We start from the raw sequence: 19810 nt of genomic DNA on the forward strand, positions 1-19810 counted from the left end.
GCATTTTTCAGTTTTAAGAAGGCTTTAACCCTTTCTCTAAACAATCGACCTGCGTTAACGCTCGTGCTTTTAAACCTTAAAGGTTTACTTAGGCTGTTTTGAATTTGCACAAAGCAAACCAGCCGTATTAAGCATAGTCAATAACTTGTAAACTGAACACGAAAAGTCATGATGAAAAATATGAACGCCAAGACGCGCCCAACCATCACACGATTACTGTCATTGACTGTTTGCAGCTTGCTCTCAATAAACTGCTTAGCAACACAAACCAATCACAAACGAGTTGAAGAAGGCGCAAAACAATACCTAATAACACAACTCGCTGATAACACAAAGGATACTAGCATTGATGTGTCTATTGTGAAGATAGACGATAGGATAAATATTCCTGACTGCCCAACCGGATTTGAATATAACGCGTCAAAAGAGGCCTTGAGTCAATCGTATATTTCAGTACGGGTGAGCTGTAGAAATAATGAATGGTACCTTTTCACCAGTGGGCAGGTTACACGTACCAAAGAAATCGTTGTCACCCAAGGAGCAATAAGCCCTGGCACTGTGCTGACATCATCGAATCTTTCTATGGCAAAAGTTGATGTAAGGCGGCTTCGCCACACAGTGTTTAGTGAGCAAGAGGCACTTATTGGAGCAAGAATAAAGCGCCGCGTGACAGGCGGACAAGCTATACAGTCAAATATGCTATGCTTTGTATGTAAAGGCGATAGGATTACCATCACCGCAGAGATAGCAGGGATGGAAGTTAAAACAGCTGGAATCGCTCAACAAGACGGTATCGTTGGTGACAATATTAAGGTAATTAATGCCAGTAGCCAAAAGATGGTGATAGCAAGAGTCGCAAGCCCTGAAGAAGTCGTGATACACTTGTAAATGGGGCAGTGAATATCTACTTTTTTGTTCACGATTTAGCTAAAGAAAGCGGCCAAAAGGCCGATATAAAGTACAGAGGCGAAAAAGTAGTGAGGACTAATTATGGCAATTAACAATATAAACAATGGGTTACCCAAAACACCCGTTGATAACGGGAAGGTTGCGCAACAAAATCAGACGCAACAATCTTCTCAGCAGGCTTCGGCACAAGCTGCGCAAGCCGCTTCGGTTCCGCGCCAAGATTCTGTGTCGTTAACGCAATCTGCTCAACAGCTCAATCAAGTGCAGAAAAAAGGCTCTGAAGCGCCTGTGAACCAAGAAAAAGTCGATCGCCTTAAACGCGCGATTCAAAGCGGTGACTATAAGGTTAATCCTGAAGTGCTTGCTAATAAGATTGCAAAACTTGAAGGCGAAATATTTGGCGCTAAATAGTGAGCGACAATACACGTAATTAATGTAAAGAGATCTGATGTGACTGAACAAGCAAGCCAATTAACACAAGCACTTACAAAGCAAGTTGAGCAGTTGTCTTTGCTTGCCGGATTGCTTGAAAAGGAATTGCAACTTATCAGTTCGCGAGATGCAGAATCTTTGATGAAATTATTAGATGAAAAGACAGCGCTATTGACGTCTATTCAGGCTCTCGATGGACGTATCGAACGTACTATCAGCGACCAAAATTCAATGTCGGAAGAAGAAGAAACATTAATGTCCGACGCAAAGAAACACCTAGACGATTGTAAATACCGCACTCAAGTAAATCAAAAAGCCGTTGAGCAAGGACAGCTACGCCTCACACACTTACGCAACTTGATGATGGAAGTACGCGCCAAAGAATCGCTTACGTACGACAAAAAAGGAAAACCTAAAGGCGGTACGTTAGGCTCAGGAGTTAGCGCTTGACGTTCTGCTCTTCTCAGTAACGATAGTCCTTTAGTTTTACACCTGTGAACGAGATTTATACCCCCAATACATATTTCGCGTCTTTCAACCGTTCTCAAAAAACAATTATCTGCGGGAACCGCCTCTTAGCAAGTGTCTAGTAATACTTCACATCTTTCACTCGGCGCGGTTTTGCGGTCGTCAAATAAATGTCGTAAACCTGCTGCATATCTAGTGCAAGTTCAGTAACGTAGGTATCTTCGCCGACTGGATAGGTTTTCACGACTTCAGCGCCTCTAATTACCCCTTCTACTGATGCACGTAATGTTTCGCTGTCTATGACCAAACGAGAAAGAGATTGGTTGCCTTCAATTTTTTGACCATATACCTGTTCAGTTAGCTCTCGGTACGCATCTAATTTTGACGCTTTCATCGCCATGATAAGCTTCATACTGTCACTTTCACCATGCTGGGAAGAAATAGGTGCATAGCCTACTGCTTTGAGTACTGGATAAGTTTCTGGCTCTATAGTTTCCCACTCAACATGTTTATCAATAACGCCGCATCCACCAGTGCTTATTGCTAAACCAAGAAAGCAAGACAGCAGCAGCGATTTTGATTTGTTTTTAAATTTCAAGCACATAGTTTTATTTCCAAATTGTATTAATAGTCAAATTAATGATGCCATTAACCTGCTTCCGTTAATGGTGGCAGTGCTTTTGAGAAATACCGCCAAAAGTGCGACAACACGTTTCGCTCTATCTATATTGACGTTTTTATAAAAGCGCTTAATAGAAGTCTGTGCAAGATACGCGCCCGTTTGATTTAATAGCAGTACAAACACATCAATTGGCACTCTTTTCGCATATCTCTTTCTATAAACCGAGCGCTTTGTACAGCGCAGATATCGAAAATCTTTAGAGGTGAGCGGTGCGACCTATTAGCAAAACAATGCTAGTCACTATTTTTAACGCTGTCGTGGCGGTAGTTTGCCTGTTAGCATTTTTCGTTGGGCAAGCAAATGCCGTGTGGTACGAAGCTACGGGTCAAGCGGTGGTACGAAATGGCGATAAGGAAACGGCAAGGCATGCGGCTACCCAAGAAGCACTGAAGCAAGCTATGCTTTTTGCAGGCGCATCGGTTCATAGCGTTGCTAAGCTAACGAACGGCCTTCTCAAAAATGAGGAGATGACCATTCGCTCCACCGGTGAAGTAGATCAGTTGGAATTAGTTGATGAAGTGTATAGCGGTGATGTAATTACAGTGAGTATACGTGCCGACATTTTTCCAAGGGAAAAAATTTGTGCCGCAAAAGAAGACCAAAAACATTTCGCTACGACGCATTTCAGAGTGCGTAATAGAGCGCAATTGACACAAGGTAACATTCCAAATTTCGACATTTCAATTACTCAGCAAATTGCGCAGGCCATGCGCGATAAAACAGAGAATTTAGTCATTACTTACATCGCGCCCCATACCGCGAAATTCGACAGTCGATATACTGATGAAAACATTCGTACTCTATCAGCGCAAAGCAATACGCAATTCGTGTTAGTAGGTGTTATAGATGATTTAAGTATGACTAACAAAGAACCGTCGGTATTTACACCGTGGCGCGACGGCACTTCCCTACGCGCATTTGCTATGACCATTCAAGTATACGACGGTATTAATGGAGGCCTGTTGCTAACTAAGTCTTATCAGAATCAGGGAGAATGGACATTCGACAGGTTTGAAAATGTGGATGAATTCTCGACGACATTTTGGCAGTCCCTTTATGGCCAAACAGTCAACGCAACAATAGCAGAAGCGGTCGAAGACATAAAAGAAGCCACTGCATGTCAGCCAATCACGGGTAGAGTGATAAATATTGCCGGCGATAAAATCTCAATTTCTCTAGGCAGGGATAATGGCATTTCTGAAAATGATGAACTATTCCTTTATCAAGCCAAAGAAATTGTCGATAATCGTGGCCGTAAATATTTACAGTATTCACTATACCCTGGCAAGTTCGTAGTTACTAAAGCCTTCGGTAATTCATCGCTAGTCGTCAATGAAAGTGCCGGAATGATGGCAAACATTCAAGAACACGATTTTGTGGTTAAGAAATAGTCTTTCTTAAATTCCACTTATGCGCTCTTAATCTTGGTTGGTTAATCAACACAGACGTGTTATACCTATAAGAATGTATGGCAATTTATACTTAAACTTTAGGTGAAGAAAGTTACTCTCACCTATACTTTAGTATAATTAAAATAATAAATTTATGACCCTTTCTCTATTTGCTTCGCACTGCTTGGCATTAGCGGCTTTGCTATTGGCTGGACAGCAAATGAAGGATCAGTATGTAATCGAGTTTCCAAAGCTTGAACAGGAAGTAAAAAATAAATTTGGCGCTGATAAAGCATCACACGTTGCAGCGCTAGAAGTTACCCTACACGCTCTTGAAAGCAAGGGGGTAAAAGATCAATTGCTTGGTGTAAACGCTTTCTTTGATGAGCATATTCAATATGCTACTGACGATATCGTCTTTAAAGAAAAAGACTACTGGGCAACCCCTTCTGAACTTTTTGGCCATTCTCGCGGAGATTGTGAGGATTATGCCATTGCAAAATATGTAGCTCTGCTACACTTAGGTATTGAAAGTTCCAAACTTCGCTTAATTTATGTAAAAGCAAAGATTGGTAGAAGTCGAGTAACACAAGCACATATGGTTTTAGGATACTATGATTCCCCTTCATCGGATCCGTTAGTGTTGGACAGCTTAGTGTCTAATGTATTACCCGGCTCACAGCGCACAGACCTGATACCTGTTTTTAGCTTTAACGACTCAGGTATTTGGCAACCAGGCAAAGCGACACAGGTTTCTTCGTCTACCAGTAGACTATCTCGGTGGCGTGACGTTATTGAGCGCATGAAATTAGAGGGGATTAGTAGAAGGTCCTAGGAGTTTATGTCAATAACAAGAGAATTGTGGCTAGCCATTATAGTCGTTGTCCTTGTTGCAATTGCAGGTAGCGTGACAATCCATGGAATTACTACGAAGCAATATGTAGAAGAGCAGCTTTACTCTAAAAACGTTGATAACGCCAGTATGTTGGCGCTAGCGTTAAGTGGATTAGAAAAAGATCCCGTTTCTTTAGACCTTTTCATCATGTCCCAATTTGATATTGGGCACTATGCGACAATTGTACTTCACAAAGCGGACGGCGAAATTGTGTCTGCCCACACCCACGAAGTGCAATTAGATGAAGACACGCCCAGATGGTTTACAAGCAATTTTTCACCGACAGTCAATCCGGGAGTTGCACAGGTAAGTGAGGGTTGGGGCCAGTACGGTACGATATATGTCGAAACCGACACCAGCTTCGCCGTCGCCTCTATGTGGCGCGCTACTCAACGGCTTATTTTCGGGCTATCTCTGGTAGGTATCTTCTCTGGAATAATAGGAGCATGGGCGCTTCGCGTTATCATTCGGCCCCTTGATGACGTAGTTCAACAAGCCGAGTCCTTTGGTGACATGAAGTTTATCCAACTGCGTGAACCTCGCACGCACGAACTCAAGCGCGTGGTTCGGGCGATGAACTCCCTCGCAAAAACGTCCAAGAAAATTATGGCGGAGGAGAATACCCGTCTTGACCTAATGCGCTATAAAACCCAATTTGACGACGAATCTGGTGTCGCCAACCGAGACTACTTTATTTCTATTTTGAAAGGTCAACTTGCCTTTCGCGATACCGAAGGCGTTAACTGCGTCTTTTTTGTGAGGTTTACAGAGGGCGAGGGTTTCTTGCGCACTCCAGCCACTATTCGTAAAAATCGTATTCGCGGCTTTGTTGAAGAAATTAATGATTGCCTCTCTATGCACCATCATCTTTTCACTGACAGCCGTATTGCGAGAATGCAAAAAAATGAATTCGCTATTCTCCTCACCGAAACTCACGATGCCGTTACGATATCTGAAGCATTACACGGTGCGTGTTTAAGTGCATTTAGCCAAGAAGGCGACCCTCAAGTCTTTCAGTCGGTTGTAAAATTACGACCGGGCGATAGCTTTTCAAACGCACTTATGCGCGCTGATGCGATGATAGATGAAGCCGAAGCGGATGAAATGGACGAACCGTTTGTCGAGGCTCCGTTAAGAGAATTCATTTCACTTGTGGAAGAGAAGCGATGGGAGCAAGAGCTCAAACGTGCTATCGATGCGCGCGATGTAGAAACATTTAATTTCCCAGTGCTCGATATAGACAGAAATTTGGTCCATTACCAAAGCTGGGCTGGGGTGAACATAGACGGAGAGCTTAGAAAGAGCGGCTTCTATACCCACTGGGCACGTTATTTAGGTTTGTTGCCACAGTTAGAACTGACAACCATTGTTCACCTTATTGATTACATTAACCGTTCTGGCACAGAATCAAAGTTTGCTTTTCTTTGCTCCGAACAGTTCATGCTAGACCCTGACACCCTTGCACAGCTTTATTATCAAATAGGCACCCACTCGAAAGCCGCTAAACAGTTATGTTTAGAAATAAGGGAATCTACTGCAACGCGTTTTCCAAAAGAATTTAACGATTTTTGTACAACGGTAAAAGCTAAAGAGTGCGAAGTTGGCCTTAAGCGTGTAGGCGAATCGTTCTCGCAACTGTTAGATGTGCAAGAGATGGGGCTAGACTATGTGAAAATTGATTCCGCATTTATGGCCGATATAGATTTCAACCCAGCTAATCACGCTTTCCTTCGTGGTTTCTGTTCACTTGCGCATACTTTTGGTATTAAAGTATACGCCGATGGTGTAAAACGCGCTGATCATCACGCGCTCTTTATAGAACTTGGTATTGACGGCGTTGTATCACATATGGAAGTTATAGAGCATCTTTTAGATGACTAAATTCGCCAAGTCTGAGCAGTAAACTGATTCGGTCTTTCGCCTCAAATTTATGCAAGAGCGTACCCACATATTCTTTAACAGTCCGCTCTGTAATACCGTGCTCTCTTGCAATTTCTTTATTGCTAAGTCCATCTAAAATACCGCTTAATACGTCTTTCTCGCGGTTCGTTAGGCCACTTAAAACGGGTAACACTCGTTTAGATTGCAGTTTGACCGCTACATTAGAGGTGGTCACTGAAAGCAACTCATTCGGTAACCACATGCCCCCCGCTTCTATCACTCTTGCTACCGAGGAAAAGAGAGACTGGGTTCCTAACGCGTGACAATACGCCCTAGCGCCCAGCATTAGCGCAGTTTGCATTTCTAAACGATCATATTTATAGGTCAGTACAACTATCTGCGTTACTTTTTGCTTGGCTTCAATTAGCTGTTGCCGCCAGTTTTCATCGCTTGCCACTACCCATATACAATCGCTTTGTTTACATGTTAGTTGATCAACACGACTATAGCTGGTCCACGAATACTGGGTTAGCGCCCCTTGCAAATCTTTTTTGGCGATGAAATGTCTCATTTAACGCTCCCGCAGGGCAGAGGCTGTTACATTGGACAACGGAGATAATATATAGTTAAGTACCGTTTTTTTCCCCGTGAGGATGTCTACCTGCACAATCATCCCAGGCAGTATCTCTAACGTTTCATTAGCAATGCTTTTCTTCGTTTCAAGTCTTACCAAATAATAAGTTTCATCTTTTTCGTTGGTAATGGCGTCAGCACTAATATGTTGAACTTCAGCAGACATACCACCGTAAATTGTAAAATCATAAGCACTGAATTTTAATATGGCCTGCTGCCCTTCTCGAATAAACGCAATGTCTTTAGGTGAAACCTTTGCCTCAACAATAAGTTGATCATCTTGGGGGACGAGTTCTACTACCGCACTGCCTGGTGTTATAACGCCACCAATGGTATTGATAAGCAACCGCTGTACCGTACCATTGATTGGTGATCTAAGTGCAGCTTGTGACACCACATCTTCTAAACTGGTTTGAGATTGCTGTAGTGTAGCCATTTCAGCGGTGGCTTCGGTCAATTCTTGGTTCCATCGATTAATCAGTTTAAGACGCGATTCTTCCTTCTTAATAACTTCCTCTTCGATGGCGTTTAGTCCACGCTCAATCGCTACTTTGGACTTGGTGATGTTTCCTTCTAGTTCTACTATCTGACGTTCCAACCGAAGGATTTCAATCTCCGACACAGCACCTGATGCAAGTAATGGCTTGGTCACAGAAAGCTCTTTCTCAGAAAGAGACAAGACGTTTTGATACTGAGACAAATTAGCTCGCTCTTCTTCCACATCCTGACGGCGTTGCATAATACGAGAATCCGATCCCGCCGCGATTTCATCAAGCTCAGCCAAGTTAGAATTGTAGAGTTTGCGTTCGTTATCAACGATAGTTGGTGCCTGCTCGCGAAGCTCTCGATTAAAGCGCAACACATCACCTTGAGTTAGCGCAGATAAGCGCTGCACTTTTGCCGCCAGCGCTGCAAACTGGGTTGTGTTTTCTTCAAGGCTTGACAAAAATCGAGTGGAGTCCACTTTTAGTAAAACTTGTCCAGCTTTAACTGTTTGCCCTTCCCGTACCAATATCTCTTGTACAATTCCCCCATCGTAAGATTGCAGCACCTGTAGTTGCTGAGACGGTATGACTTTCCCATCGCCTTTAGCCACTTCATCAATCTCTGCGAAATACGCCCACACTACTAATAGAAATAATACAAGTATTATCAAATATAAAAGCCCACGGGCTTTAACTGGGGTTTGCATTATGCGGGACCATTCCGCTTCCAACACCCAGTCTTGTCCTGGAGGGGGCGCTAGCCAACCACGCATTAATCGTTGCAACCAGTCCTTTTTCTGTCCACCACTGTTTATTATCATGGTGCCCTCTTCTGTACTTGGTTTGCATGTTTAAACTGCACCAGTACATCTTCCTTCTTACCGTCAGCAATGACTTTTCCATTCTCGACAACAATTACTCGCTCAACAAGGTCAAGCAACGTAGTACGATGGGTATTGATAATGAGTGTTTTGCCGGCTGTTGCTGCTTTTATGGTTTTTTTCAACTTCGCTTCGTTTGTCGAGTCCATGGCTGAGGTAGGTTCATCCATGATATATATCGCAGGGTCTCGCACTATGGCTCTGGCTATCGCTACTGCCTGTCGCTGACCTCCTGAGAGTAAGCTTCCACGCTCCCCTACGTTTTGCTCCACACCGTTAGCATTACCATTAACAAGTTGCGCCAAACCGCACTGGGTTATGACTTCCCAAAAGTCAGTGTCGTCTATATGTGAGCGCTCGGGCATTATATTATCTTTAAGCGAACCGTAGAAAAGGCTGACGTCTTGTGGCACGTAACCTATTTGTTTGCGAAGCAGTGTCGGGTCGTATTGCTGAAGGTCAATGCCGTCCATGAGTAACTGCCCTGACTCAGGGCGATAAAAGCCCATAAGCAGTTTGTTCAACGTTGATTTCCCACATCCATTTTTGCCCAAAATCGCTACGTGCTCTCCTTGTTTGATAGAGAAGTTTACGTCTTTGAGTGCAAGTACGGTTTCATCCGGATATTTAAAACAAAGCTGGCTTGCATCAATATTTCCCTTAAGCACAATAATATTTTTTATCTGCTTATTACTGCCTGACTCACTCGGCAGGGACATAATGTCATCAAGGGCTTTCTTTGCCGTTTCAGCGTGATGGTATTGCGCCAATAAAGCCGCAGCTTGGGAGACTGGCCCCATGGCACGGCTAGACAGTAAATAGGCAGCAATCAATCCACCTTGGGTAATTGCACCTTCAATGATCAGATATACACCAGTTAGAATGATTACAACGCCGACTGACTGTTGAACCCAAAGTGCCGCATTATTCACTGACATTGAGACAAGACGTAACTTGGCATTAACTTTAGCAAGAAATATTGTTTGCTTTTCCCATGCACTTTGATTTCGGCTCTGGTAACCAAAAGCCTTAATATCTTCTAAAGAAGTCACGCTTTCGGCAACAAGGGAGCTTTTTCGAGAGCTAATCTCCATCGACTCTTCTGACAGGGAACGCATTACGCGCTGTGCTTTCATGGCGTACAGGAAAAGCGCGGCGGATCCAATAAGGATTGGAATGATCAGATAAAAATCGATCATGGCGATAATGACTACAAACAGTAGCCCAAAAGGTAAATCAACCAGTGCCACTAAAGTGACAGAACCAAAAAACTGCCGAATACTCTCAAACGAATGCAAGCTGTTTATAAAAGCGCCGCTTTTTGCTGGTTTATTGGCCAAATTTATAGACAGTACTTTTTCCATAATTTTTGCAGAAAGCGTGACATCTAGCCTACTTGCCGCCAGTTCTACAAAATACTGCCTGAGCATGCGTAGCAAAAAATCTGCCGCCAAAATCAAAAGTACGCCGATAGCCAGCGCCCACAAGGTTTCCAGTGCTGCATTTGGCACTACCCTGTCGTACACATTCATTACAAATAAAGGCAAAGCAATGGAAAGCAAACTAATGAAAACAGAGGCAAGTAGCACATCTCGATATAACCCTTTCGCAGATCTAATAGATGACCACAACCAATGCCCTACTGAGGATTTGTCAATTTGCGCATTAGTTTCTTGCGCATGCATCTCTGGACGGACAAATATGATATAGCCCGTATAACGGCAAGCTAACTCATCTCTCGGAATTTCGACTACGGCGTCATCTAATTCTGGATACGAAACTCTTGCATGGGAATGGTCAATACCATGAAGTACGCAGGCCTGCTTTTCATTCAACACTAGTACGGCGGGCAACAGCGCAGTGTTAATGTGCTCCAAATCGCGCTTAACCGTCCTGCTTGCTAGTCCCGCCCGTTTAGCTGCACGCTCAAATCCTGTTGGCGAGAGCTCACCATTATCCAAAGGAAGCCCGTTTAGCAGGCTAACTCGCGACACATCCATATGATGCGCATGACAAATGGTGATTAAACAATCCATCAATACGCCACCTTGCTGCTCCAAAAGGGATATGTTATCTACGACCTTCCTTTCCTTCATATAGGCCTACACGTTGCTATTTATTAGAAAGCAGCTTGATAATAGCCGCTTCAATTCTGCGATTGCGGGCGTTCGCCGAGTCTGACTCCCCATTAACAAGCGGACGACTTTCTCCGTAACCAACGGCGCTAATTCTTCTCGCTTCTATATTTGCTTTCGACATAAGCAGTGACGCAACCGCTTTTGCTCTGCGTTCAGACAACCGCTGGTTGTAGGTTGCGTCGCCATCGAGTGAAGCATGACCGTGAATTATTACCCCTAAATTTGGGTCGTTGTTTAAGGCTTGAATGACATCCTGAAGCGAGTTCTTATATTCGGGTAAAACCTCGGTAGAATTAGACGCAAATTCGATATTGAGATTAAACGAATTAATGATGTTTGCATTATCTAACGTAAAATCTGCGGCACTTGGTTCTGGCTCTATCTCAGGCTCTTTGGCTTCACAACCAAAGTCATCGACCATAGCGCCTGGTGTAGAATTGACGCAGTCGTCCCACAAATCCACAATGCCGTCATTATCTTTGTCGCGCTTAAGAATATTAAGTTCATCTTCGAAATTTGTACGAACGGCCGGACAAACGTAGTTAGGGTCGTAGCTAATTTTCTCTTCAGCTTTATTCAATACGTCCGGCACGCCATCTTTCGTAATTCCTAATGTTTGTGCCAAGCTACCCGAGGCTGCAAGTAGCCTTACGCGCGCCTTTTCTAAAGTGTATTGTGCTTCCAAATATGCGCGACTAGACTCGTAGTACTCGTTTTCGGAATCGAGTAAGTCTAATAGAGAACGTTCACCAATAGTAAACTGATCCATGTATGCAGACTTTACTCTGTCTGAAGACAGACGGTGGGCATTCAGTGAGGGGAGCTGCTCAGTGATATTGATAATGTCGTTATAAGCAATTTGTACCGTTTGTCTCATATCGATACAGGCTTTGTCTCGCAAGTCTTTTGCTAAGTCTACCTGCGATAACGCTTGTCGAATCGCTGCCCGGTCCGAACCACCGTTATACAAATTATAAGAAAAGTTAACGCCAACACTGGCTTCAGTAATGGTGTTATTTAGCGCAGCTTGGTCTCGCGTTTGTGCGCCGTAACTTGCGGTTAAATTGACTTGTGGGTGGTAGAGGCTTTTTGCACTATCCACGGCGTAACGCTGGGCATCAATGTTGTAAATAGCGGCATTGAATTGGGGGTTGGTGCCGTAGGCGCTGGTGAGTAAGGTTTGAATATCTGTAACACTAGCATCAACATAGGCAGAGTTTAACGTAACCGGCTGCAAGTTATTCGCGGGCTTCTCACCCACCAACCGTAAAAACCGCGCAGTAACATCGTGCAGATTAGACAGCTCAGTGAGCACGTTAGACTCAGCCAGAGACAAACGGCCGCTAATTTGTTCTAAATCAGCACGACGACCTACGCCCGCTTCTACACTTTTTTCAATTTGTTTAAACACGTCCACATGCGTAATCAAGTTTTCTTCAGCAAGCTTCAATAGCTCACGAAACATCTGAACATCCATATAAGCAAGAGCCGTATCTAACGACTTTTGCTCTACTTCACCCATTAGTTCGAAAAAGCGTACAACTTGAGCTTGCTTAAAACGTTTAACTTCACTGCTTGTTAAGAAACCGTCGTAAAGCATCTGAGTTAACGTGATTTGCGCAGTATGGCCCATGTACTCACGATCTAAACCATAGTTTCTATCGGTATATGCGCTCGAAGCCAATACATCGACCTGAGGGCGAAAGCCGCCGCGGGCAATATCAACGTCTGACATAGCCACTTGAAGTTGTCGCAAGCTAGCTTGTACTTCTGGGTTTTCGTTAACCACTTTGCGAACATAGTTTTCTAAACTGATTGCCGAATTACCAAAATCATTGCTTTGGGCAATAGCAGCGTGAGCAAGCACAGTGCAAGTTGCTCCGATAGCAACTTTAAAAAGCACTGAATGTTTCAACTTCATATACGCATCTCACCATATAAATGCTAAGCGACATTTGTGTCGTTTCTTACATTTTAAAGGTAGACACTATGCGTATATCTGCAAATTTACCCCTTAATTATTAGACTAAAAATTAATAAGTTAGGGTTAACTAACCAGTTTTTATCCCAAAGAATATAGCCCCCCCGTACCACAGTCCGGTAACGAGGTGAAAAAGCTCTGCTACGCTTTTTATATAGCGTGAAAATTTATCGATTGAGAGAGTATTATGGCTGAAGTAACCATTGCAGAAGTAAACGGCGAGGCTTCTTTAGTACGTGGCGAAACAGGTGAGCAGGTAAAGATTACTGTCGGTATGACGTTGGCGGAAGGTGACGTATTAAACATATCACCTGATGGATTTGTAGTCGTTAGCGTAGATGGAGAACTTCGCACAATTCCGGCCGGACAAAGTGTTACCTTCCCGCTGCAATTGGATTTCACTGAAAGCAATTCTGACGATGAATTTGCTGTTTTTGACGAAAGTGTTGATGAACTAACAGTATTACTCGACGGTACTGAGGGCATAAACATTATCAACCAAGAAGGTGACGCTGACTTTCTTGATGTGCTTGCCGGTGACGGCGACATTTTAGAATCGTTAGAAGCAACCGCGGCAGGTCTTGATGGCGGTGCTGGTACTGACGGCGGTAGTAATTTTGTACGCGTTGATCGCATAAATGAAGAAGTTGATCCAGTGGGTTTCCAGTTCGATCAAAGTGCGAATGGCAACGATGAAGTAGCGCCCATTGAATTTTCTGGAACAGATGATCAAGCACAAGACATTTCGCTTTCCCTAGACGCCATTGGGTTAACAAACGACAACACGCCAGCCCTATCAGGCATTACTTCAGCAATTCCAGGAAGTACGGTCACACTAACCGTTACCGACAGTGAGGGAAACACTCAGGTTGTTACCGCGATTGTGCAAGACGACGGTACATTCAGTGTAGACGTACAAAATGCGCTGGCTGACGGTAACTTCACCGTAGATGCTACCGTATTAGAACCTACCGGCAATACTGCGGATAGCTCCACCATAGGCGAGATTGATGCTACCGCTCCAATAATTACCATTAATACGCCAGGTTCTGAAAACGACGCAACGCCCACCCTTTCAGGGGCGACGGATGCAGTTCCAGGCAGCACGGTCACACTAACTATTACGGATAACGCAGACAATACGCAAACCGTAACCGCCATTGTTCAGGCGGACGGCACCTATAGCGTTGATGTACCTGCTGAATTAGCTGAAGGTGAATTTACCGTTAACGCCAGCGTCACCGACGAAGCGGGCAATACAGCAACTACCGACACCACGGGCGTGATTGATACAACTGCACCGTCGATCACTATCGATACAATAGCGACAGGTAACGACACCACGCCTACCCTTTCAGGGGCAACGGATGCAGTTTCCGGCAGCACAGTTACATTAACTATCACCGATAGCACAGGCAATACGCAAACCGTAACAGCCATTGTTCAGGCGGACGGCACCTATAGCGTTGATGTACCTGCTGAATTAGCTGAAGGTGAATTTACCGTTAACGCTAGCGTGACTGATGAAGCTGGCAATACGGCCAATGCCGAAGCACAAGGTGCTATCGATGTGACGGCACCAACCATCTCATTAAACGACCCAGGAATAAATGGCGACGCTACACCCACACTTTCGGGATTAACAGACGCCGTGCCCGGAAGCACGATAACCCTTACCGTTACCGATAGTGCTGGCGTTACTCAAACCTTTACCACTACTGTGCTTGCCGATGGTACCTTTACCGTTGAAATTCCAAGTGCGGTGGCTGAAGGTACATACAGCGTAACTGCCGAGGTGACAGATGGTGCGGGTAACACCTCACAAGCAACAGCAAGCGGCGATTATGATTCTGCCAGTCCGTCAACGACCGTAAATCAACCTGCGCCATCAAACGATACGACGCCAAACGTTTCTGGTGAAACCAACGCACCTCCTGGCAGTGAAGTCGTCATTGTTGTTACAGATAGCGAGGGTAACGAACAAACAATCGTCACTACAGTGGGCGCTGATGGCACATTCAACGAAGTTGTGCCAGCGGAGCTTAGCGAAGGCGAGTACACGGTAGATGTTACTGTTACGACACCGGCAGGTAATAGCTCAACTACTACAGTAACAGGCGAAGTTGACACCACGGCGCCGAGAATTAGCCTTGGTCCTATTGGCTCAACCAATGATGACACGCCAGTGATAAATGGCGACACCGACGCAGAACCAGGTGCGATAGTCACGCTAGAAATCGTACATTCAGACGGCACTACGCAAACCATTACTGCAACAGTGCAAGAAGACGGTAGCTTCAGTACTGAAGTTCCGCAAGCACTCGCAAACGGAGACTTCACGGTAACCGCTACTGTGTCTGATGTGGCGGGCAATACCGCTTCAACCATCATTGATGCGGTTATCAATACCCAAGGCCCTAATGTTGTTATTGAAACCGGCTCTCCTACCAACGATAGTGAAAGCATCGGGGGCTCATCAGACGCACCTAACTCAGAAGTGGTAATCGTTATCACCGATAGCGACGGCAACAGCCAGACAATCATAAGCACGACCGATGAGAATGGTAACTTTAATGTCGTGTTCCCTCCTGGCGCTGAAGAGGGTGAATACAATATTGAAGTAACGGTGACAGACGCCAATGGAAATAGCTCTACCGCCACGGCCACTGCGGTACTTGATAGTACTCCACCGGTTGTAAACATCGACCCGCAAACGGATACTAACGACTCAACACCTACGATTTCGGGTAATACAGATTTACCAGCGGGCAGCGAAGTCGTTATTACCGTCACCGATAGCCAGGGTAATACGCAGACCGTTACCGCCATTGTTGATGAAATTGGTAATTTCAGCGCTGATGTCGAAGAAGCACTAGCAGAAGGCAACTATGAGGTTTCTGTCGAAGCAACGGATGCAGCAGGGAATACAACTACCGCTGTCGACAACAGTGGCAACATAGACACTACCGCACCAGTGCTTTCTCTAGACCCACAAACTGACGGTAGCGACACCACGCCGACGATTTCAGGCTCTAGCGATTTACCACCTGGCTCAACAGTAACTATTGCGGTGACCGACAGCGCGGGCAACACACAAACTATTGATGCCATCGTTGATGAAAACGGAGACTTTAGCGTCGACGTGCAAACGCCGCTTACTGAAGGTGAATATACCGTAGAAGCCAGTGCTTCAGACGATGCGGGCAACACAACGACCGTTACAGAAGATGGCGGCAACATCGACACCCAAACTCCAACCATTTCTCTAGAGCCACTTGGCACAGGTAACGACACGACACCTTCAATTAGCGGTTCTACGAACTTGGAAGCAGGCAGCACGGTTACACTTACCGTTACCGATAGTGCTGGAAACAGCCAAACCTTTACTGCCACAGTAGACGCGAAGGGCGAATTTAGCGCAGACGTGCCTGCTGAACTCGCTGACGGCGACTACACTGTTGAAGCAACAGCCACCGATGCTGCGGGAAATAGTGCTTCAACGTCACAAACTGGCACAGTGGACAGCAATGCGCCAAGCTTAACCCTTGACCCACTGGGTGATGACAACGACGCCACGCCTATTATTTCCGGTACTACCGATTTGCCAGCTGGCAGCTCGGTAACACTGGTGGTCACCGATAGCTTAGGTAATCAGCAAACTATAGAAGCCTTTGTTGATGAAAATGGAGGCTTTAGCGCTGAAGTACCTAGCGCATTGGCAGAGGGTAACTACTCCGTTACAGCAACCGCTGTCGATGAAAATGGTAATACCGCTAGCGTGACAGAAAACGGCGGCATTGTAGATACAACCGCACCATCGCTATCTTTAGATCCAGTGGGTTCTGGCAACGATCCCACACCAACGTTATCGGGCAGCACCGATCTGCCTGAAGGAAGTGTTGTCTCGCTAACAGTCGTAGATAGCGCAGGTAACACGCAAACGATCAATACCTTGGTTGATGCTAACGGTAATTTCTCTGTCGACATACCCCAAGAACTGGCTGATGGAGACTTTACTGTTACTGCCACGGCAGAAGACGAAGCAGGCAATGAAGTTACAGACAACGCAACCGGTAATATTAATACCAATGCCCCCACCTTAGTACTAGATGGACAAGGCGAAACGAATGACAGCACGCCTACCATTTCGGGCAGCACCAGCTTACCTGAAGGAAATGTAATAACGTTAACCGTAACGGATAGCACAGGGAACACGCAAACGATTACCGCAACAGTAGGTGCAGACGGAAGCTTCGGCGCAGATGTTACTACTCCACTTGCTGATGGTGTTTACACCGTTACCGCCAGCGCAACTGACGGCGATGGCAATACGACAACAATAACTGACAATGGCGGCTTTGTAGATACCACTGCGCCTACGCTTACCCTTGAAAACCCTGGCAGCACGGGTGACATCACACCTACACTTTCAGGCACCACTGACCTTCCTGAAGGGAGCACGGTTACGCTTGTCGTAACAGATAGTGCTGGAAACACGCAAACTATCAATGCCTTGGTCGATGCAAATGGTGGCTTTAGCGTAGATGTGCCAAACGCACTAGCTGACGGCGACTTTACAGTTTCCGCCAGTGCAACCGATAGTGCAGGTAATACTGCGAATGCGAGTACAGCAGGTAATGTAAATAGCCAAGCTCCGCTGTTAACCCTTGGTACACAAGGCGTCACCAGCGATGTTACCCCAACTATCACAGGTACTACCGACGTGGCGCCTGGCACACTGGTTACCATTACTGTGGTAGATGCCAACGGTAACTCGCAACGCTTCCAAGCTGTAGTGGAAGCAGACGGAACATTCAGTGCCGATGTACCTAATGCACTGGCGGAGGGCGACTTCACCGTTACGGCAACAGTAAGCGATGCGCAAGGCAACACCGCGACGGTGAACGAAACAAATGGAAGTATTGATACACAAGCGCCTATCGTTGCCGTTAACCCGTTAGACTCAAATAATGACACTACGCCGGTTATTTCAGGTAATACAGATTTGCCTGAAGGCGCTGTTGTTGTGATCACAGTAACTGACAACAATGGCGACACGCAAACCATTAACGCGTTGGTTGATGCAGATGGCAATTTCGCTACCGAAGTATTATCTCCACTGCCGGAAGGCGACTACAGCGTCGAAGTTACTGCAACAGATGATGCAGGTAATTCAACAACCGTAACTGAGGACGGTGGCAATATTGATACCACCGCCCCTGTACTTAAGCTGAATCAGCAAGGCATAGGCAACGATGCAACACCTACCATTTCTGGTACTACAGATATTGCTCCAAGCAGTACGGTATCCATTAGCGTTACCGATAATGCTGGTAATACGCAAACGTTTGACGCAACTGTTCAAGCCAATGGTACCTTTTCTGTAGGTGTGCCAGTAGCCTTATCTGAAGGTAATTATTCGATCACTGCAACTGCGACAGATGTTTCCGGCAATACGACAACTACAAACGAAAATAGCGGCATTATCGATACCACAGCACCAGCAACACCTACCGTCGATGCAGGCAACGGCACCGAAATTACAGGCACAGCCGAAGCAGGCGCAACTGTAAATGTAGACGTAGATGGCGACGGCACACCAGATTTCACAGTTACCGCAGATGGCGACGGCAATTGGTCAGTAACCCCAGACACCCCACTTGCCAACGGCACCAATGTAACGGCTACGGCAACCGATGCTGCGGGTAATGTCAGTGCACCTGCGTCAGATACGGTAAACGCCGTAGCCCCTGTAGTAACCATCAATGATGTAACGACCAACGACACTACGCCTGCACTAACAGGTACGGTTGATGACGCAGTGGCTACTGTAGTAGTCACTATCGACGGCAATGATTACACCGCAACTAACAATGGTGACGGTTCGTGGACACTGGCCGATGACGTAGTCGCCACATTATCGGAAGGCAGCTATACCGCTACCGTTACCGCAACAGACGATGCGGGTAATGTCGATACCGACACAGGCACCGTAGTAATTGATACGAGTGCGCCTGCAACACCTACCGTCGATGCAGGCAACGGCACCGAAATTACAGGCACAGCCGAAGCAGGCGCAACTGTAAATGTAGACGTAGATGGCGACGGCACACCAGATTTCACAGTTACAGCAGATAGCGACGGCAATTGGTCCGTAACACCAGCTACACCATTGGTAGATGGCGTGGTTGTTACGGCAACGGCTACTGATGAAGCGGGCAACACTAGTGGGCCTGCATCTGACACAGTAAACGCCGTAGCTCCTGTAGTAACCATCAATGATGTAACGACCAACGACACCACGCCTGAGCTTACCGGTACGGTTGATGACGCAACGGCTACTATAGTAGTCACTATCGACGGCAATAACTACACCGCTACCAACAACGGTGATGGCACGTGGACGTTAGCTGATGACGTAGTCGCTACACTCGCTGAAGGCAGCTATACCGCTACCGTTACTGCAACAGACACCGCCGGTAATACCGATACCGACACAGGCACAGTAGTAATCGATACCACCGCACCTACGGTTGCCATTAACGATCTGACTACCAACGACACCACGCCCGAACTTACTGGTACGGTGAGCGATCCGAATGCGGTTGTGGTGGTCACTATCGACGGCAATGATTACACCGCTACCAATAACGGTGACGGTACATGGACACTGGCTGATGATGTAGTTGCTACGCTAGCCGAAGGCAGCTATACCGCTACCGTCACTGCCACTGATACCGATGGTAACACCGGAACCAACTCTGGCACCGTGGTGATTGATACCACAGCACCTACGGTTGCCATTAACGATCTGACTACCAACGACACCACGCCAGAACTTACCGGTACGGTGAGCGATCCGAATGCGGTTGTGGTGGTCACTATCGACGGCAATGATTACCCCGCTACTAATAACGGTGATGGCACGTGGACGTTAGCTGACAACGCAGTTGCTACGCTAGCAGAAGGCAGCTATACCGCAACCGTTACTGCCACTGACGATGCGGGTAACGCCGATACCGACACAGGCACAG

12 protein-coding genes are annotated in these 19810 nt (G+C 46.0%); 7 read left to right on the forward strand and 5 right to left on the reverse strand.

Translation table 11 applies throughout. The features are described from left to right. Positions 1-171: 171 nt before the first annotated feature. From flgA to flgN, 3 genes are all read left to right on the forward strand, one after another. Entirely contained in the window at positions 172-888 is a 717-nt protein-coding gene (gene flgA, locus V7R42_RS19605) for a flagellar basal body P-ring formation chaperone FlgA (protein WP_438823668.1), read from the forward strand. Positions 889-990: 102 nt separating this feature from the next. Beyond that, positions 991-1320, forward strand: a complete 330-nt coding sequence (gene flgM, locus V7R42_RS19610) for a flagellar biosynthesis anti-sigma factor FlgM (protein WP_334022355.1) — start codon at positions 991-993, stop codon at positions 1318-1320. A gap of 39 nt (positions 1321-1359) precedes the next feature. Beyond that, positions 1360-1791 (forward strand): flagellar export chaperone FlgN, encoded by a 432-nt coding sequence (flgN, locus tag V7R42_RS19615; protein ID WP_334022356.1) that lies wholly within the window; start codon positions 1360-1362, stop codon positions 1789-1791. A gap of 136 nt (positions 1792-1927) precedes the next feature. Here the strand turns inward: flgN and V7R42_RS19620 are convergent, their stop codons facing one another. Continuing rightward, positions 1928-2413, reverse strand: a complete 486-nt coding sequence (locus V7R42_RS19620; protein ID WP_334022357.1) for an LPP20 family lipoprotein — start codon at positions 2411-2413, stop codon at positions 1928-1930. A 308-nt stretch (positions 2414-2721) separates the two neighbouring features. On the opposite strand from V7R42_RS19620, the gene V7R42_RS19625 reads away from it, so the two are divergent. From V7R42_RS19625 to V7R42_RS19635, 3 genes are all read left to right on the forward strand, one after another. Next, entirely contained in the window at positions 2722-3882 is a 1161-nt protein-coding gene (locus V7R42_RS19625) for a flagellar assembly protein T N-terminal domain-containing protein (protein ID WP_334022358.1), read from the forward strand. A 154-nt stretch (positions 3883-4036) separates the two neighbouring features. Further along, on the forward strand, positions 4037-4717 hold the full coding sequence (locus tag V7R42_RS19630) for a transglutaminase-like cysteine peptidase (protein WP_334022359.1): 681 nt from the start codon (positions 4037-4039) through the stop codon (positions 4715-4717). A gap of 6 nt (positions 4718-4723) precedes the next feature. After that, a complete protein-coding gene (locus tag V7R42_RS19635; protein WP_334022360.1) occupies positions 4724-6658 on the forward strand; it encodes a bifunctional diguanylate cyclase/phosphodiesterase in 1935 nt (644 codons plus the stop codon). Here V7R42_RS19635 and V7R42_RS19640 read toward each other — a convergent pair. The 4 genes from V7R42_RS19640 to V7R42_RS19655 form a co-directional block, all read right to left on the reverse strand. Further along, complete coding sequence (locus V7R42_RS19640) at positions 6633-7229, reverse strand: helix-turn-helix transcriptional regulator (protein ID WP_334022361.1); 597 nt, start codon at positions 7227-7229, stop codon at positions 6633-6635. The genes V7R42_RS19635 and V7R42_RS19640 overlap by 26 nt on opposite strands. After that, positions 7230-8597, reverse strand: a complete 1368-nt coding sequence (locus V7R42_RS19645; RefSeq protein WP_334022362.1) for an HlyD family type I secretion periplasmic adaptor subunit — start codon at positions 8595-8597, stop codon at positions 7230-7232. Then, positions 8594-10693, reverse strand: a complete 2100-nt coding sequence (locus tag V7R42_RS19650; RefSeq protein ID WP_334022365.1) for a type I secretion system permease/ATPase — start codon at positions 10691-10693, stop codon at positions 8594-8596. The genes V7R42_RS19645 and V7R42_RS19650 overlap by 4 nt, the downstream gene beginning before the upstream one ends. A 76-nt stretch (positions 10694-10769) precedes the next feature. After that, positions 10770-12716 (reverse strand): TolC family outer membrane protein, encoded by a 1947-nt coding sequence (locus tag V7R42_RS19655; protein ID WP_334022363.1) that lies wholly within the window; start codon positions 12714-12716, stop codon positions 10770-10772. A 247-nt stretch (positions 12717-12963) separates the two neighbouring features. Here V7R42_RS19655 and V7R42_RS19660 point away from each other — a divergent pair. Next, the coding region (locus V7R42_RS19660) for an Ig-like domain-containing protein (protein WP_334022364.1) at positions 12964-19810 on the forward strand (6847 nt) is incomplete at its 3' end.

The sequence above is a fragment of the Alteromonas sp. S015 genome (assembly GCF_036864485.1).
GTDB lineage: Bacteria > Pseudomonadota > Gammaproteobacteria > Enterobacterales > Alteromonadaceae > Alteromonas.

What these genes read in the sequence shown, in the direction of transcription:
- flgA (WP_438823668.1), top strand. Translation starts at nt 172, where the DNA reads ATGAAAAATATGAACGCCAAGACGCGCCCAACCATCACACGATTACTG.
- flgM (WP_334022355.1), top strand. Translation starts at nt 991, where the DNA reads ATGGCAATTAACAATATAAACAATGGGTTACCCAAAACACCCGTTGAT.
- V7R42_RS19620 (WP_334022357.1), bottom strand. Translation starts at nt 2,413, where the DNA reads ATGTGCTTGAAATTTAAAAACAAATCAAAATCGCTGCTGCTGTCTTGC.
- V7R42_RS19625 (WP_334022358.1), top strand. Translation starts at nt 2,722, where the DNA reads ATGCTAGTCACTATTTTTAACGCTGTCGTGGCGGTAGTTTGCCTGTTA.
- V7R42_RS19630 (WP_334022359.1), top strand. Translation starts at nt 4,037, where the DNA reads ATGACCCTTTCTCTATTTGCTTCGCACTGCTTGGCATTAGCGGCTTTG.
- V7R42_RS19635 (WP_334022360.1), top strand. Translation starts at nt 4,724, where the DNA reads ATGTCAATAACAAGAGAATTGTGGCTAGCCATTATAGTCGTTGTCCTT.
- V7R42_RS19640 (WP_334022361.1), bottom strand. Translation starts at nt 7,229, where the DNA reads ATGAGACATTTCATCGCCAAAAAAGATTTGCAAGGGGCGCTAACCCAG.
- V7R42_RS19645 (WP_334022362.1), bottom strand. Translation starts at nt 8,597, where the DNA reads ATGATAATAAACAGTGGTGGACAGAAAAAGGACTGGTTGCAACGATTA.
- V7R42_RS19650 (WP_334022365.1), bottom strand. Translation starts at nt 10,693, where the DNA reads ATGGATTGTTTAATCACCATTTGTCATGCGCATCATATGGATGTGTCG.
- V7R42_RS19655 (WP_334022363.1), bottom strand. Translation starts at nt 12,716, where the DNA reads ATGAAGTTGAAACATTCAGTGCTTTTTAAAGTTGCTATCGGAGCAACT.